This is a genomic window from Trichocoleus desertorum ATA4-8-CV12, from assembly GCA_019358975.1.
GTDB classification, from domain to species: Bacteria; Cyanobacteriota; Cyanobacteriia; order FACHB-46; family FACHB-46; genus Trichocoleus; species Trichocoleus desertorum_A.
On record JAHHIL010000009.1, the window covers coordinates 36,691 to 52,980 of the forward strand.

A 16,290-nucleotide genomic window follows, 5' to 3' on the forward strand; every position below is an offset into this window, starting at 1 on the left:
ACTAAACCTTTTGCAGAACTAGATTAAAAAGTGATTTTTGCTCTGTCAAAACTAACAGCAGCAATAACACTCTTAGCGTAACGCTCCTCTAGTTTTTTGTCTCAGGCATCATGCATTTGTCGCTATCGCAACCCGCTGGGCCTTCAACGGTAGCTTCTCCAGAGTCGTAGCGGCTTAAGGCCGTATAGAAGTTATCAGTTCTACGTCGTGCCTGTACCCCTTGCTGCAACTGTTCGTAAGTTTCTTGATCGATCTTTTCGAAGGGTAAACGGGGGAAGGGTGCATCAAACCGAGCCAAGAGAGCCGCACTAATGTAGCCTTCTTGATTCGCGATCGCCTGATAAATCCGTTGGGCCAAGGGCTCCACTTCATCTTCTCGCAGCTCCACCGTGGCACTGGTGTTATGAGCGGTATAGTGCTTCTGCACCTGCATGTAGAAGTCAAACTGCGCTTCTGCGGAGAACTTCTCGATCGCGATTTGATCCGCTCCTGGCAAGTTGGCCCAAGGCACCTCGACTGGGATTTCGACCAACCACTCTGTTACCCGTGGGTCAAAAGGATCGTTGAGTAGGTTGCCATTTTCGTCTTTATCGGATTGCGAGGGCACGACACTATAGCCGTACTCAATGCAAGCTAGGGCCACGGGGTCATTCTTACGGAACGTGATCCGACGAATGTAACGTTGGGCTTTAGGTGGGTGCCAACCGGGAGATGCCCCTGTCAGGAGTGACTTCGTGCCGGAAGGCTGGACAGTAGTGCAGCGATTGGGACGCTTGATGCCGTGGCGATCGCAGTATTCCCACACCACCCGATGCACAATTTCTTTCCAACGCGACAGATAGGCTTGCTCCTTCTGCTTGAACTCTAAGCCAGCCACTGTATCGGGCCGACCAGCTTCCCACCAGTGCAACCAATCCACGCCAAAGGCTCTGACGAAGAAGTCAAACAGCCCTGTGAAAGAAACCCCAACAATCGGGTCAACTTCCCGCGACCATTGATAGCGTTCTTCCACAAACTGATGGTTCAACAGCGCCGCAACAGAAAGTGCTCCAGCAGTGAAAGCCTCTTCTTGTTCCTGCGGATTGTGAGGATCTAGTTGATTAAGATGTACCTCCGCTAAATTGCAGTGAAAATCTGAGCCGATAATTTCCAAATTTTTTGTTATCCTAGAGGCTTTTTATCCCCTAGTTCTACTACTTCTTGATTCGTAGTAGTTCCGCGTACATTTTCTACATATGCTCTGAGATGAAATAGTAATTCTTTTCGGCTACAGGGATAGCCTACTACCATCTGACAAATAGTACGAATATCGTGAATACCGTACTTTTGAGCGATCGCACTATACAAAGGCTGAAACAGCAATTTTAGTTTGTTTAGCTTGACCGAGAAAAGTTCATCTGCATGGATTTTGGCAAACGCCAGCACTGTTTGCTTGACTTCTACATCAGTAGTAGCAGTTTTACCATGTTGAGCACTAACAGAACAGCGATAGGAGCAAAATTTTTTATTTGCTCGCTTAGCCATTCCAGGCATCACCACGAAGGTAGTTTCACAAAAAAGACAAGTTAGAGAAACTCTCTCAACTAAAGGCCCAATTTTGCGACCTTGACGTAATTTGTGGTGATTCTTTCGTTTTTCGCTATTGATGAACTTGTCTCTAAAAACAGGGTCTTGAAATCTCGCTTTCGCTTTAGCGCTGATTTTAGCTTTGGTAGCAGCGGATTGAGAAATACCATACATAGGGTTTCTAGAACCGAAGCTATTCATGCCCCGCACTTTAGCCTGAGATTTCCATTCCTGCTTTAAATGCTCAAATACAAAGGGTAGAGGCTTGATTAGCTGCCGCAGATCCTTTTCTTGGAGAATAGTAACTTTTGCGTTGTACTCAGACTGAAACTGCTGAACTTTTGGCAAATCAGAAGCAAAGTTGAACGTTCCTTTGATTTCAACATACTCCCCAGTTTCAAGTAAGAAATCTGGTTTATATCTCACTCCATTGGAGAGAGTGTATGTCTGATTTTCGTAAGTCCAGCTAATGTTCATATAGTCTAAGTATCTGGCATAGATATATTCCAAGCTGGATCTCAAACAGTAACCTTTGTAGAAACCGGATTAGCCATAAAAGGTGCTTACCATATGTAGCCTCGCACTCTTGGAGAGATTATATTCTAGAGCTTTATTGGTGTAATTTTTTACTACTAAAACTCTAGGTTCACTCTCTACGCTGTACGGTGGCAAAGGCTTTTTGATTCCTTTACTTACCTCGGAGTTGGCCTCTCAGCGTTCTCCGATTTTGCGGGGTTTTTAACGTGAGGCAAAATTATCTACCACACGGGTTGAGCCCGTAACAGGACATCCTGTGTTCTAGCTCAAGTTCGATCGCATCCATATTGATTGACATGAAATATCTCCTATTGAAACTGTTATTTGTCTGCGCTCTTGCTCTCAATTAAGAGCGTTTTCAAGTAAGACTTGGCGAATTCTTTTGATTCCTCATAGAGCTTCAAAAACTTTTCTCGCTTCTCTGGAGTATTGAGCAAGTCACAGTTGGCACGAGCGATCGCTTCCGGTGCATATTGAATTGCGCCTTCTCCAGAGTAGAACTGCTTGCGAACCGCCTCAACACACTCTTGCTCAGAGGGTTGGCGGTGAAACACTCTCGTGTGGTTTGCCATCCGCAAAGCATCCCGTTCGGGGTCAATTCGCCAATTGCCTTCAGCATCTTGCTGCCACAAGTTATCTTTAGCCACAGCAAAAGCTTGATCTTCACTAGAGCCTTGACGCATCCCGGCGCTGTTGTGAGTTAAGTAGCCATCACAGTAGAAACAATGGGCTTCTTCTACTTCAATGTCATAGGTTTGAACATGGTCGTAGCTGCCAATTCCCTTAACAGTGACAGGAATATCGAGCGAAACGTCAGACTCAACCATGAAACGCTCATAGTTGGAATCGACGGTGCGAGTTCCCTGAAAACCCATCGATCGCATTTCGCTGTAGGTATAGGCTTCTCGCATCAAGGCACCAGGTACAGTAAAGCCATACATTTTCAAGCCTTGCCGCAGTTCACCCTTGGCAGAGTGCGGAGCGATTAAAGCGTTGTAGCGTTGCTTTAGAGCTGGAATGGTCAGATTGTATTTTGCCTGCCAACCTTGATTTTGGGGCTGTGTGATTGTGATTCTGCCAGCAATCCCTAGGCTGGAGAGAACAGCACTTACTTGTCTAGCGAACGAACGATAAACGGTAGTGACGAGGTGGGGTGGACGATTGTTAACAGCTCCATCACTATCGACCAAACCAGCCAAGTAAGCGGCCCGAATATCAACGGAGCCTTGAAGAATGAAGCTGGGAATTTCTAATGCCGTATTAGGACGCTTGATGTGTTGATAGAAGTATTCAGCTAACCGAATCGAGGAGCAAACAAATTTGACAGTGTTTTCACCTTTAACTGAACCTAACTCGGCAGTTAGACCAAAGCGAGCTAAGGCAGCTTGCAACTTGGCCTGGATTTGTGACACTAGTTGAGTGTCTAAACCATTGGTTGCCCATTCAACTCGACCGTAGGGCTTGCCATGCTTGTTACGCCCTAGGGCTACATAGCCATCACCGTGAGTGAAGCCAATCAGCCAAGCCACTTCAGGAGTCAGTGCAGGAATGGTTAGAGCTTTAGCAGTTCTGCTCTGGCTTGGTCTAATTGCAGTGAAATCTGGAGGTAAATGCGTAACTGTACCAGGCAGCACTTGGTTATTGTGCATAAGGCGATCGCCCTCTGCCAAAGCTGCTACATGCTTCCAAGTAATGTCTCCGCTAGCAGTAGCGAGAACAGCTTGACGATGATTGAGGGTTGCCCGTGGATAGGTTGCGTTGGTTTCAATCTCATAAACATCCTGGAATCCTTGGTCGAATTTATTTACGACTTTACGGAAACCAAGGGGGGTTTGGACTAAATCGCCAATCTGGACATCTTTGATTGGCACCAAACCTTGAGAAGTATGAACCAGCGCATCTTCTGGGAGGCAGCGTCTAATATTACCCGCCACAATCGTCACAGCAGCAGCATCAATGAGGAGGCAGCATTCTACGGAGTTTAACTGGCGGCCCACAGCGCGATTCAGGATGGTAGCGCAGCGATCGTAGAGTTCGGGCAACTTGATTGGGTTGGCAACACCACCAAAACCTTTTAGCGTTTCACCCGCCGGACGGACATCGCTGAGATTCACAACTACTTGAACTTCACCAGAAAAGCGATCGCTGCTGGAGAGTTCGAGTAAAGACTGATAGGACTTGACCCAACCCTGGCGGCTGTCACCGACATTGATCTGAACTTGGTTGCCTTCAATCTGGACATCTGTGGTGCCGCGACGCTGATCCGCAGGGGTAGTGCCAATTTCACCTGAAACGGTGACATTCAAGCGGTTACGAATGGCAGGGAGGCGATCGATGTATTTGGGTTCTAAGATCGCCCCAGTTCCGCATCCTTGCATGGCCAGGTCCATCATCAAGCCAAAGGCTCGCCAGTCGATGACGTTAGTGCTAGTGCAGTTGTAAGCGCCGGAAAAGTTTTCTGATTTTTCGATCCAGTCGGTGCCCCCAATCCATAACCAACGACCGGATGGCAAGCTCTTAATCTGGTACTGCATCCGCCGCAGCAAATCTACTTCCGCATCGGTGAGCTTACCCAGTTTGGCGATGCCTTGAATGGTGCGATCGCAGACTTGCTCCCAGGTCTCACGCCGACCGTCGGTTCTACGGCTATAGGTCCTAAAGAAAACTGGATTAGCCGTGGGTGCTGTTTCCGGAAATTGACTAGTTGGGCGTACCCGTTCTAGATCTCGAACCATAGATAAAGTCCCGCTGAGCGCTGTTTAGATATAGTGGTCAAAACTAGAAAATTGTCGTTTTTGCACTATTGGTGGAGCTTTGAGCACCACAGATTTAGAGCGTAGCATCATTCGCTATGCTTGTTTAAGCAAAAGTCAAAAATCGAGGCAAGAGGGTGAAACGCCCTATCCCTTGGCAATGGAGCCAAATTACCAGTGCTACTAGATTAGACTTTAGAGAAGCCGTCAACCAGAAGCAGCAAAGTCATTAGGGCACTTGCAGCCTCGATACGCAGACTCAAATCTCTGTAATACTTAAAATCCTGAAGTCGCGTTAGAAAGTTTGTAATGTCCCTTGCGCCTTGGCGATCGCCCCTTGCTCATGCTTTACATTGCAACCGTAGCCAGCCTGAGGCTCGTTTTTTGCAACTAGCGACAGTACAACTCAACGGACAGCCTGCAAACCGAACAGTTGTGTTCCGAGGCTTTCTTGATCCCACAAACCAACTAAAGTTTGTCACCGACGCTCGCAGCGAGAAAGTAGGCCAAATTGAGCAGAACCCCAAAGGAGAAGCCTGCTGGTATTTTGTCAAGACCAGAGAGCAATTTCGCCTTGCTGGTGTCCTCACTTTGGTCCGGGCCGAGCATCCAGACATAGAGCTGCAACAAGCTCGCAAAACAGCTTGGCAAGAACTTTCAGATGCCGCTCGTCTACAATTTACTTGGCCCACACCAGGAGAGCCAAAACAAGAGGCTGCCGCTTTTGCATCACAGCCTCCCGATGCGACAGAACCTCTGCCGCACTTCTGTTTACTCCTGCTAGAACCAGAGCAGGTAGACCACCTAGACTTGCGCGGAGATCCGCAAAGCCGTTGCCTCTATCAACGAGATCAAAACCAAGATTGGTCTGCTCAGAGCATCAATCCTTAGAAAACAGCTAAATTCCACTGCCATCTAAAAACTGCTCAATTACCTTGTCACGTAATCGGCAACTGGGTACAACCTGAGTCCCTTCAGCTTCTGTTCCTGGATTTGGGTACTCTGGGTCAGCAGGCACGGCGTGGCAAACTGGGGCAGCGATCGCGTAATCTGGCTCCGTCGCATCCTGATAATAGCTATTAGTCAAAGCTTGCCGACCTTGGAGTAGTTGCAGTTGTTGCTCCATCACTTCAATGCGATCGACCAAAGCCCGAATGACCTCAGCTTCAGAGTCTGGCAAGCGACCATGCTCTAGAGGACCGACACGCTCACCAGCGCGGTAGACAATCCGACCCGGAACCCCAACTACAGTGCAATCTGAGGGCACATCCCGCAGCACCACAGAACCTGCCCCAATTCGGACATTGCTACCGATTTCGATATTGCCTAAAACTTTAGCGCCCGCGCCCACAACCACATTTTCGCCTAGAGTTGGGTGCCGTTTACCACTTTCCTTACCTGTACCGCCTAGGGTCACCCCTTGGTAAATCAAAGCATAATCTCCCACGATCGCCGTTTCACCCACCACAACTCCCATGCCGTGGTCGATAAAAACACCCTTACCAATCCTGGCGCCTGGATGAATCTCAATTCCTGTAAAGAAACGAGCCAGGTGAGAAATCAGCCGGGGAATGAAAGGAATCCCAAGTTTGTAGAGCCAATGAGCTGGCCGATGGAAAAGTAATGCTTGCAGACCTGGGTAGCAAAATAGAACTTCCAACCAGTTACGAGCTGCTGGGTCACGCTCAAAAATAATGCGGAAGTCAGTGATTAGGGTAGCTATCACGAGTGGACACCCTCATTGGCAAGACAGGCCACTCACTATCTTAACGTTCTCAGTGGCCTTAGCTACACAACGCCCGAAACCTAAGCCGTTCTAACCCACGTCAGCGCTGGCCTTAACTCCTTAGCTATTGTTGTGCCGTGAGCGTATACTTCCAGCGGGCATTAGCATCAAACGTACCAACCCAAACTTCATAAGTCCCCGCAGGCCACTTGCTGGCGTTAATGCTGGCATCCTTACTAGAACCTGTGTCATCACCACACAAAATATTGTTGTTTGGCCCCTTGACTACTAAGGTGGTGTCTTTACCTTGGGTATCCACCTTAAGCTGGAGTTGAGAAAAATCCTTTTGCAACACCATAATGTGGTCGGGCTGAGTATCGCCAAACCCTAGACAGCGACTGCCGCCGCGATCGCGATTTGCAATAGAAGACAAAGAGTAAGAACCGCCTGTAAATCCTCTCACAGTTCCATTCGCACGGGAAAATCCAGGAGACAGGTTTAAGGTATCAAAATTGGCTGACTCAGCTAAGGCAGGAGCTACTGTTGCGGTTGTCAACCCCAGCAAGCAGCCGAGCGTTGTAAGTTTGAATCTAGTTGGCATCAACATTCTCGGAACACCCTCTCATCAACTCGTATCAACTTCAAGATGTAGCTAGTTGAAGCTACGTAAGTATTGACGAAGCATTGATTACTCAAGTGCCCTTTTATTGAAAAATCTATGCTTGTACTTATTATTGTGATTTTAGTTTTTGCTGGCTTCACGCTGTCTGAAGCTTTGGTGTTGCTGCCGCTACAGACTTTAAGCCTACTACACATCCCCACTTGGCTTGGTTTCATGCTCCTCATAGCTTTAGCAGCCTGGTTTCTAGGAGACTAAGCAGAAGCCATCTAGGCTCAAAGTAGTTTTTCGGTAGCCAGATGTATTAATTGTAACTAAGATTATCAGGTGGCCTGACCCTCAAATCTTGCTGGGTGGATATGGCTCTGAGTCACTAAGCGGGCATTCTGATTTAAACAGAGCCTTTCAAAACGACACCCTACACCCTACAGAGCCATAACCTTAGGCTACAGAGGCTCGCTGGGTTAGTAGAGGAGGAGGCTCCGAACTGCGGCTAAGTCTGTAGATTCATAACAGATAAGTCACATCTCAGAAAAGTTTAAAGGGCTTTAGTAAACTAAAACTTCCTAGAAATATTCTCAGCAAGAAATAATATGAATAATGACTCTGGCTTAAAAATCTTACTGGTTGAGGACAATCCAGTTAATCAGAAAGTAACTTTGTATCAGCTCAAAAGCTTGGGCTACACAGCTGATGTGAGTACCAATGGACAAGAGGCGCTGCAACAGATCTCTGGGGCGAATTATGACATCGTCCTCACCAACTGTGAGATGCCAGGAATGGATGGTTATGCCTTAACAGCCGCAATTCGTCGCTTAGAACTGGACGCTGCAATAGGCGATCGCACCCCCATCGTGATACTAGCGATGACTGCTGATTACACCCCGCAAGAGCAATCTAGGTGTTTAGCCGCAGGAGTTAATGATGTTCTAAATAAACCTGTTCGCAAGGATGAGCTAGCCCTCAAACTAGAAGAGTGGAGCCAAAAAATCCTTGCGGCCAAACATCAGGGCACTGTGCAGATAGATCAATCAGGCGCTAGTTCTTCAGAATTTTTACCAGAACTAGATAAATGCACCCCCCCTATAGATTGGGATCATCTCCATCAAATGTCTGACAATAGTTATGAATTTGAGCTGGAGTTACTCACTATTTTTGTTGAAGATACTCAAATACATTTAAAGGCGATCAAAACAGCGATCGCAGAAAGTAATTTCTGGGAAATTGAGCAAGCAGCTCACCACATTAAAGGTGCTAGCGCAAATGTAGGCGCAAAAACAATGCAGGTTGCAGCTGCCCAAATAGAACAACAAGCACGTCAGCAGAAGTCGGAAGATTCAACCCAGCTTCTAGCAGAAATTGAACAAGCTTTGACTCAAATAGAGAAATTTACTCAAGAAAATCAGTGATATAGATAATGCTATAAGCTTGGTTAGTGTCGTAATTTTGCTGCTTGATATTTAATTAAATTACTGAAGCTAAAGATTACTTCAAGCGCTTCTCGCTAATGTTTCAGCTCTCTAGTGTTGTCAAAAAACTCAAGGTTTCGTAGCTGCGTAATGTTTCACAATCAATAAGCAGTTACGATTGTCTTCTGTAACGCTATAGCTGATGTGATCGGCGACTGATTTCAAAATCTGTAGACCACGACCACTAGAAGCCGTAAAGTCAACTGTATTCGTAGTTTTCTCCAACCTGCTATTGAGATCAAAAGGTTGACCTTGATCCCAAATGCGGATTTGCAGAGTATCAGTAGAGGTTTCTACTTCAATATCAATTGGGGTTTCTACAGGCTGATCCTTATGAGCGTGTCGAATAGCATTAGTCAACCCTTCCGCTAAAGCTGTTTGGCATTGTAACCAAACTTCCCTAGGAATCTGTGGTTGATTAAATTTTTCAAACCAAGAAAGAACTTGTACTAGTTCATTGAGATCTGTATTAACACGTAAATGATTTTTTTGTTGCACTTTGAGACCTCCAAGAACTGATAGGCCATTAATAAGTAGATAATGGGTTTATGATGGCGTAGAGCATATTGTCCTAATATTGAAAGACTTAGTGTCAGGCTATGATCTTGCCCTACTAGGCTTTATGACTAATGGCTGCTAGTAACTGCGTCTGCTGCCATTCTTGACAAGATTGATCATTTCATACGCCATGCCTCGAATTTTAGTCATAGATGATGATCCCGTAATTCGATTGGTTTTGACGAGAAATCTACAAAACCAAGGCTATGACGTAGCTTTGGCGCGGAATGGCAATGAAGGAACCGAGTTGGCCCAGCAACTCCGTCCTGCTCTAATCATTTGCGATTGGATGATGCCGGGACGAGATGGGTTAGAAGTATGCCGTCAGGTGAAGGCAAACCCAGATTTGTCCACAACTTTTTTTATTTTGTTGACTTCTCGCGGAGACGTTGAGGATCGCGTTAGAGGGCTGGACTCCGGGGCAGATGACTTTTTGTCAAAGCCGATTGAAATGAATGAGTTGAAAGCACGAGTCAGAGCAGGACTACGCTTGCATCAACTTACTCAAGACTTACAAACACAAAAGCAGCTTTTAGAAGCTGAGTTAGCCGAAGCCGCAGATTATGTGCGATCGCTGTTACCACCTCCTCTACCTGACTCTCCCACAATCAATAGCTGCTTTATCCCTTCTAGGCAGCTTGGAGGAGACTGTTTTGACTATTTTTGGCTAGACCCTGACTATCTAGCAATTTATCTGCTAGATGTATCCGGGCATGGCCTAGGGTCCGCCTTGCCGTCAATCTCCGTGCTAAATTTGCTGCGATCGCAATCCTTACCTGGAGTTAACTTCTATTTGCCTGATAGAGTGCTCAGCGGCTTGAACGACACTTTTCAAATGAGTGGACACAATGAACGATATTTCACCATTTGGTACGGCGTCTATAACCAAGCAAAGCGGCAGTTAGTGTACGCAAGCGCAGGCCATCCTCCAGCAATTTTGCTTGCAGGTGGCTCTAGCCCAACTACCCCAGCTCAACAATTAAAAACTCCAGGCTTACCCATCGGGATGTTTTCTGACGCTCACTATGTCAGCGATCGCTGTGAAATTGAAGCAGGTAGTACTCTCTACATCTTCAGCGATGGCATTTACGAAATTAATCAACCCGATGGCGAAACTTGGACCTTAGATGGTTTCGTCAGCTTACTCACCGACTTGAATCAAGCCCATAACGACGACCTAGCTTCAGTGCTGGGATCAGTGCGGGCAATCAGCACTAAAGAAACATTTGATGATGATTTATCGCTATTACAAGTCAACTTTGGCTGACCGCAGCAATGCCCACAAGCATTGAGCAGCTTGTCTAATTAGGTAATAAAACTGCCTGATTAAACTCAGCTCGGCTGGGAAAAACTTCGAACACTCGATCCATGCTAGTTAATTGAAACAGCATCTTAACTTGGTCATTAATCGAGCAAAGAAACAGTTTCCCCCCAGCAGTCCGAATAGTTTTTAGGGCGATCACTAAAGCTCCTAAGCCAGAGCTGTCCATAAACGTAACATTTTCTAAGTCAATCAAGACAATATCGGTACCCGCTGTTACAGCATCATTGATTTCCTGCCGGAGATGATTGACTTGAGTGCCATCAAGAATGCCTACAGGCTGAACCACTTTAAGTACAGGACTCATAACCAAATCCAAATATGCAACTACGGTTTAGCAATTTTCGTACAACTTAAGAGGAGCCTACCCAGTGAGATAGACTTCGTAATCTTTAGTATTCCCACGTAGACTTCAAGATAATCAAAATTCTTGTGGCCTATCTACACCTCAAGCCCGAATTTCTTCTCATTCCATGTTTTCAGCTTATCCTAGCAGGCAGAATACTGCTGAGATTCAGCCGTGGATCAGAACATATCCTGAGTTTTCTAGATTTGTCAGCAAAATTCCGGATGAGGCGGTCTGAATTTAGGAAGTTAACAGGAGCAGGATCAGTTTTAGCTGTCTCTCTCAAACCGACCTGTGTCACTTGTTGCAGTCTCGAACAGTCTTTGATCAGCTCCCCCAACCCACCGCTTTAGTTCAGGCAAGATGGCTACCGGACTCTCCTTTTCTTCATCCTCTGCAACCCGCTTTGTTAACAACATCCAAGAGCGAACCAGTCGCGGCATTGTGTTAACCCTTGTGATGACATCCTTGATCTCAGGATGTATGTTTCGCGTGGCCCAACTTCAGTTAATCCAAGGACAGCAAAATCGCCAGCTGGCCGAACAAAATCGTATTCGTTTAATCCCTATTCCTGCTGACCGAGGCAATCTTCTAGACCGCAAAGGCAAACTGCTGGCGGCCAACCGAGTTTCGCGGGCTGTATACCTCTGGCCCAGATACCAAACCCAGGCTCAGTGGCAACAATGGGCGACCCAGCTAGGACCCATTTTGAACGTGCCACCCACTGAGATTCTAAAAAAATTGAAAGATGTGGGCTATCACTCAACTATGCCCGTTCGGATTAGCCAAAACCTTAGCCCTGACGCTTTCACTAGGCTGGCAGAGCAAATTGGGGATTTACCAGGCTTGGAAATTCGACCAGAATCAGCCCGCAATTATCCAAATGGTGACTTAGCTGCTCATGTGCTGGGATATATCGGTGAGGCAACCGCAGATGACCTGAAGGCGAACCCTGACTACCCAATGGGCATGATCGTGGGACAAATGGGACTAGAGCGGTTGTTGCAACCTCAGTTGCAGGGTGTCTGGGGAGGGCGCTTGATTGAGGTAGATGCAGGCGGGAAGGAACTACGTTTGCTCGGCAATTCTCCGACTCAGGCAGGCTCATCTGTCAAGTTAACGCTGGATTTAGAGTTGCAGAAAGCGGCAGAGAAGGCGTTGAATAAGCGGCGGGGTGCTGTGGTAGCACTGAATGTAAAAACCGGGGCAGTTTTAGCGCTGGCAAGTGGTCCTACCTTTGATCCCAATATTTTCACCCGGAGAGTTGCTTCTAAGGAGTGGGAACGGTTGCAAGGGGAAGATAAACCATTTCTGAATCGCGCTTTTCAGGGGTACCCACCGGGTAGCACGTTTAAGTTAGTCACAGCAGTGGCGGGTCTAGAATCGGGTAAATTTTCGCCAGATTCCACTTTAGCGACTTCGTCTTACATTACAGTGGGTGGCTTTCAATTCCATGAGCATGGCAGCGGCTATGGGGTGATTGGCTTCCGAGATGCCTTCGCCGTTAGCAGTAATACCTTTTTCTACCAAATGGGCTTAGCGGCAGGGCCAGAGCAAATTTCTAAATGGTCGCACCGCTTGGGAATTGGTGAAACTGAGGTGTTGGGTTTCGAGAAGGCAGGCTATGGCGCAGCTCCGACTCCAGCCCAAAAAGAAAAGCTCTATGGTGAGCCTTGGTACGCGGGCGACACGGTGAGCATGTCGATCGGGCAAGGTTTAGTCCAAGCAACACCCGTGGAAATGGCGGTGATGTATTCAGCGATCGCCAATGGAGGATTGCGAGTCAAGCCCCACATGCTCGCTTCTCAAACAAACACTCCAGCCACTCAGCCTGAAAAAGTGGGGATGTCTCCCGGTACTATTGCCACAGTTCACAATGGCTTAATTGCCGTGGTACAACAGGGAACCGCGAAGCAGCTCAGCGACGGCTCAATTCCCCCGACTGCTGGAAAGACTGGCACCGCAGAAGTGCCGGGACAGGAAGATAATGCGGTGTATGTGGGTTACGGCCCCGTGAAAGATCCGCAAATTGCGATCGCAGTTGTGGTAGAAAATGGCGGATTTGGTGCCGTATCTGCGGTACCGATCGCTCACGAGATGTATAAGGTTTACTTCAAGCCCCCAAGCCCAGCCAAGCCTAAGGCGAAACCAAAATAAGCATCCAGTTCCCTCTCCCTGAGGAAGAGGGTTAGGGAGAGGGCATCTTAACTTTCAACAGCGGCAACCGATGTAGGAGTGGTAGTTGGTAGCACCAGTTCCACTTCTAGAGCTAACTGCTCGGCTACTAGCGTGTGAGGACTTCTTAAAGCGCTCTGGGCATCAGGCTGTTGGCAAGCCACCATTGTCTTGACATGTTCGGCTTCGTCGTCGCGGATATTGACGAAAACATCGTAGAGGTTATCTACCGAGGGTCGTCGAGACTCTGGCTTCGTACAGGTTTGGAACTCATCAAACATGTAGAGGTCGCCATCGCGGTAGTAGGCGATCGCAATGGCAGGAGCAGGTTGAGCTTGCAATTCGGCTTGATGAGTTTCTACAAACTGGTCATAGGTGTGGAAGGCATGCCCTTCAATCTGCTCCATCATGTAGTAGGCTGAGCGCGGCGAGACCATATACAAGCCAACCATCACCCAGTAGTACATTAGAGCGGTGTGCTGAGCAAAAAAGCGATCGATCCACCAGCGGTTGCCACCCAAGGATTCCATAATCAGCAAGTGGTGGAGTTCATTCCAGGCTTCTGCGAAATGCACCTTGAGCCAATCGGCTTTGCGCCACCAACCAAGCGTTTCGTAAAGGTGTAGGACCGAAAGGTAAGAGAAGTAGGGGACACGCGCAACAGTCTCTAGGACGTAGAAGCGCTGGTAAGAGCGATCGCGGTAGGACGTATCAATCACAAATATGAGGATGCCTACCAGCGATCGCAATACAAACTTGACCATGCAAACCTCCCGAAGGAGTAAAGTCCGCTTTCTTCAGGTAGCGGGGAGAGTTATCTCCTGCTTTGATCGTAGCAATCCCCAAGGCCAATGGCATCCTCAGCATCTAAGCTAAACCTTAAGCTTGGTCAGTCGCACTCAAGTTGAGGAAGACTTCACTCCGTCGCACTCCAGATTCTCCTCCTAGGCTGGTAACGGTAAGCGATCGCAACTGGTTCCAGAACGGCTGACTCGCTAGCTCCACGAGACGCAAGAAAGGAAGCTGTTGTTCTAGAATCGAGCGACTATTCGCCCAATCTAGGTACAGGTAGCCATCGTTGTCTTTAGGGAGGGCTGCGATCGCCGCTTTAAAGCTAGGGTTGTCGATTAGAGAAGTTTTGGTAGCTTGCAGCGCTTGTTCCATCGCCTCCACAGAAGTTGCGAAAATCTCGTAGTTTTCCACGGTGGCATGAACGCCTTCCACCTCAGCTGCAACTACGTTCACGACTGGGATGCCAATAGTTTTACCAGTAGTTTTGCCATTCTCTCTCCCAGTGGTTTTGAGAGGGGTGGAGTCTAACTTAGTCCAAGCGGAAACTGGGCGATCGGCTAAGGTGAGGGGGCCGACGCTGAAGCCTCTGTCCTTGGCTAAGGTATCTAGGTTGGCGATCGCGGTTGTTGCGGCTTCAGTTCTTTGAGTGACAAAAACCCAGTCGGGTTGTTGCTCTGGACGTGGCAGTAAGGCCAAAGCATATTCTCCTTGCACCCAACTAAAAATGTCTTGGGGGAGGTCAAGCTGCCAAGCGTTCCGTAGATTGTTGAGCGGCTGATTGATTAGTTGAGCCAGCGTTTCGTAACCCGATACGCCACTAGAAATTTGCGTCCATAACTGCTGTAAGTCAGTGCCTGCTGCGACGATGGGGCTGCTAGCAGGAATATAGGCCAAAGCTCCTGTTGGCTTAGATAGTGCAGGAGTAGCGGCAGGTAAGGTTTGACCTGGTGCAGCCAAGAAAGCGGTTTCAGCCAAGAGCCCTTGGCGGCTTAATCCTAGACCGAGGGCGACACTTTCATACAAATTTTTCGCTTCAGTACTCGCATCTGCCGCCAATCCCTGGCTTGACCAAGCCGCCAACTGAGGCAAATTGAGAAACACTAAGCCGATTTGCCGCTGCTTGAAGCTCTGCAACGCTTGCTGATAGGCTTGAGAACTTCCTAAACCCAGTTCAGCCGCTTGCACGTTATTGATCGCATCTCGCAACACCTTAGGTTGATTCGCAAATAATACAAAGCGATCGCCCACCACAGCCGTTGCTAGAGTGGTTGCAGGCTGAGCCGTGAGCACTGAATCAGGTTCTTGCTGCTTATTTTTTTTACGCTTAGTTTCTGACTTTTGGGGCTGCACCGCTGTTTCGGATTGGCCGTAAATCAGCTTGACGCCTTTGTACTGCTCAAACACTAGCTCTGTGCCAGTTGTTGCCCGTTTCTGCCAAAACAACTGTAAGAATTCGCGACTACGTTCTGGATTTTGAGTGGCGATCGCCAACAGGTAGCCCGGTTGTTGCCCGGTTTTTTGATCTCGATCAACATCAAGCGAAGTTAAGGCGAGAGTGATTTCATCTCCTAGCCAAGGCTCCACGTCTTGCTTGTAATCAAGACCCGTATTCGCGAGCAAACTTTGCTTTAGTTGCTCAATTTCAGCTCTAGACTGACGGCGGTTACCCGGAGCGGCGACGACTTGGCGAAATGCCTCCAAGCGTTCTGGATTCACCAACAAAGACACCACGGCTGGAGCTTGTTTGGGCACAAACATGGCTGCTGCGGGACCATCTGTAGATCCACCTCGCAAGAGCGTAAGGGGACTGCGAGCTGTGAGCCAGTAAAAGCCGCTGGCACCGACCAAGAGCAGCACCAGAACACTGGCGACCAGAACCGAGAAAAATGAGCGGAGCTTCATGGTGAATTTAGACGCTGCTTGAGGGCTATTGAGCGAAAAACAATCCAGGATCATTATTCCAGGATCATTATCTATCAAGCCACAAATCTGGGCATTCTGAGACCAAAGACTGATCTGGCGACGGCTGTTTTCCTGAAAATGCTTGCTAGGGTAGGAATCAGTCTAGGGCACCTAGGTGTCAAAGTCTTTGCCAAAGTTGAGCATGATTCAGAGGCGATCGCCATGTCAGAGCCTGATTTTCAGCAGTTTGACGCACCGCAAGAGCCACAGGAAGATAGCCCAGAATTAATGGCTCAAATGGATTTTGAGCAGTGGCTAAATCTGTTACAAAAATCCGATCGCTCGTTCTACAACCTGATGGCGATGGAAGTGTGGTCAATTGCAAAAACGATGGATGGGTTATTGCCAGGATTCTGGACCCGCTTCATGAGTCACCGTCAAACAGCACTTAAACAATTTCTTCAGCATAAGCATGCTCACTCGGACGCAGAATCAACGCCGCCTACATCAGAACCTTGAGCTAAGT

The 16,290-nt window shown here is 47.9% G+C and carries 13 protein-coding genes and 2 pseudogenes; 6 read left to right on the forward strand and 9 right to left on the reverse strand.

The window, feature by feature from the left end:
• Window positions 1-88: 88 nt before the first annotated feature.
• The 3 genes and pseudogenes from nrdJ to KME12_10065 form a co-directional block, all read right to left on the reverse strand.
• Window positions 89-1,150: pseudogene (gene nrdJ / locus KME12_10055) on the reverse strand (ribonucleoside-triphosphate reductase, adenosylcobalamin-dependent).
• An 11-nt stretch (window positions 1,151-1,161) separates the two neighbouring features.
• Window positions 1,162-2,076 carry a hypothetical protein gene (locus KME12_10060; protein MBW4488121.1) on the reverse strand — a complete coding sequence of 305 codons (915 nt, stop codon included), beginning with the start codon at window positions 2,074-2,076 and terminating at the stop codon, window positions 1,162-1,164.
• Between the two features lie 473 nt (window positions 2,077-2,549).
• Window positions 2,550-4,838 (reverse strand): annotated as a pseudogene (locus tag KME12_10065) (ribonucleoside-triphosphate reductase).
• A gap of 327 nt (window positions 4,839-5,165) precedes the next feature.
• Here KME12_10065 and KME12_10070 point away from each other — a divergent pair.
• Window positions 5,166-5,747, forward strand: a complete 582-nt coding sequence (locus KME12_10070) for a pyridoxamine 5'-phosphate oxidase family protein (GenBank protein ID MBW4488122.1) — start codon at window positions 5,166-5,168, stop codon at window positions 5,745-5,747.
• 7 nt (window positions 5,748-5,754) lie between these two features.
• On the opposite strand, the gene cysE is transcribed toward KME12_10070, so the two are convergent.
• Window positions 5,755-6,582 (reverse strand): serine O-acetyltransferase, encoded by an 828-nt coding sequence (gene cysE, locus KME12_10075; GenBank protein ID MBW4488123.1) that lies wholly within the window; start codon window positions 6,580-6,582, stop codon window positions 5,755-5,757.
• A gap of 124 nt (window positions 6,583-6,706) precedes the next feature.
• A complete protein-coding gene (locus KME12_10080) occupies window positions 6,707-7,183 on the reverse strand; it encodes a hypothetical protein (GenBank protein ID MBW4488124.1) in 477 nt (158 codons plus the stop codon).
• 117 nt (window positions 7,184-7,300) lie between these two features.
• Between KME12_10080 and KME12_10085 the strand changes: the two genes are divergently transcribed.
• A complete protein-coding gene (locus KME12_10085) occupies window positions 7,301-7,459 on the forward strand; it encodes a hypothetical protein (GenBank protein MBW4488125.1) in 159 nt (52 codons plus the stop codon).
• Between the two features lie 335 nt (window positions 7,460-7,794).
• On the forward strand, window positions 7,795-8,610 hold the full coding sequence (locus tag KME12_10090; protein ID MBW4488126.1) for a response regulator: 816 nt from the start codon (window positions 7,795-7,797) through the stop codon (window positions 8,608-8,610).
• 129 nt (window positions 8,611-8,739) lie between these two features.
• Here the strand turns inward: KME12_10090 and KME12_10095 are convergent, their stop codons facing one another.
• A complete protein-coding gene (locus tag KME12_10095) occupies window positions 8,740-9,201 on the reverse strand; it encodes an anti-sigma regulatory factor (protein MBW4488127.1) in 462 nt (153 codons plus the stop codon).
• A 157-nt stretch (window positions 9,202-9,358) separates the two neighbouring features.
• Here KME12_10095 and KME12_10100 point away from each other — a divergent pair, with 157 nt between their 5' ends.
• Entirely contained in the window at window positions 9,359-10,495 is a 1,137-nt protein-coding gene (locus KME12_10100) for a SpoIIE family protein phosphatase (protein MBW4488128.1), read from the forward strand.
• A 34-nt stretch (window positions 10,496-10,529) separates the two neighbouring features.
• Here the strand turns inward: KME12_10100 and KME12_10105 are convergent, their stop codons facing one another.
• Entirely contained in the window at window positions 10,530-10,856 is a 327-nt protein-coding gene (locus KME12_10105) for an STAS domain-containing protein (protein MBW4488129.1), read from the reverse strand.
• A gap of 402 nt (window positions 10,857-11,258) precedes the next feature.
• Here KME12_10105 and mrdA point away from each other — a divergent pair, with 402 nt between their 5' ends.
• A complete protein-coding gene (mrdA, locus tag KME12_10110) occupies window positions 11,259-13,052 on the forward strand; it encodes a penicillin-binding protein 2 (protein MBW4488130.1) in 1,794 nt (597 codons plus the stop codon).
• Window positions 13,053-13,099: 47 nt separating this feature from the next.
• On the opposite strand, the gene KME12_10115 is transcribed toward mrdA, so the two are convergent.
• Together KME12_10115 and KME12_10120 are read right to left on the reverse strand one after the other, a co-directional pair.
• Entirely contained in the window at window positions 13,100-13,834 is a 735-nt protein-coding gene (locus KME12_10115) for a plastoquinol terminal oxidase (GenBank protein ID MBW4488131.1), read from the reverse strand.
• 115 nt (window positions 13,835-13,949) lie between these two features.
• Window positions 13,950-15,764, reverse strand: coding sequence for a DUF3352 domain-containing protein (locus KME12_10120; GenBank protein ID MBW4488132.1), 1,815 nt, complete (start codon window positions 15,762-15,764; stop codon window positions 13,950-13,952).
• 138 nt (window positions 15,765-15,902) lie between these two features.
• Between KME12_10120 and KME12_10125 the strand changes: the two genes are divergently transcribed.
• Complete coding sequence (locus KME12_10125; GenBank protein ID MBW4488133.1) at window positions 15,903-16,283, forward strand: hypothetical protein; 381 nt, start codon at window positions 15,903-15,905, stop codon at window positions 16,281-16,283.
• Window positions 16,284-16,290 lie beyond the last annotated feature (7 nt).

What these genes read in the sequence shown, in the direction of transcription:
- KME12_10070 (MBW4488122.1), top strand. Translation starts at nt 5,166, where the DNA reads ATGTCCCTTGCGCCTTGGCGATCGCCCCTTGCTCATGCTTTACATTGC.
- KME12_10080 (MBW4488124.1), bottom strand. Translation starts at nt 7,183, where the DNA reads ATGCCAACTAGATTCAAACTTACAACGCTCGGCTGCTTGCTGGGGTTG.
- KME12_10085 (MBW4488125.1), top strand. Translation starts at nt 7,301, where the DNA reads ATGCTTGTACTTATTATTGTGATTTTAGTTTTTGCTGGCTTCACGCTG.
- KME12_10090 (MBW4488126.1), top strand. Translation starts at nt 7,795, where the DNA reads ATGAATAATGACTCTGGCTTAAAAATCTTACTGGTTGAGGACAATCCA.
- KME12_10100 (MBW4488128.1), top strand. Translation starts at nt 9,359, where the DNA reads ATGCCTCGAATTTTAGTCATAGATGATGATCCCGTAATTCGATTGGTT.
- KME12_10105 (MBW4488129.1), bottom strand. Translation starts at nt 10,856, where the DNA reads ATGAGTCCTGTACTTAAAGTGGTTCAGCCTGTAGGCATTCTTGATGGC.
- mrdA (MBW4488130.1), top strand. Translation starts at nt 11,259, where the DNA reads ATGGCTACCGGACTCTCCTTTTCTTCATCCTCTGCAACCCGCTTTGTT.
- KME12_10115 (MBW4488131.1), bottom strand. Translation starts at nt 13,834, where the DNA reads ATGGTCAAGTTTGTATTGCGATCGCTGGTAGGCATCCTCATATTTGTG.
- KME12_10120 (MBW4488132.1), bottom strand. Translation starts at nt 15,764, where the DNA reads ATGAAGCTCCGCTCATTTTTCTCGGTTCTGGTCGCCAGTGTTCTGGTG.
- KME12_10125 (MBW4488133.1), top strand. Translation starts at nt 15,903, where the DNA reads ATGCTTGCTAGGGTAGGAATCAGTCTAGGGCACCTAGGTGTCAAAGTC.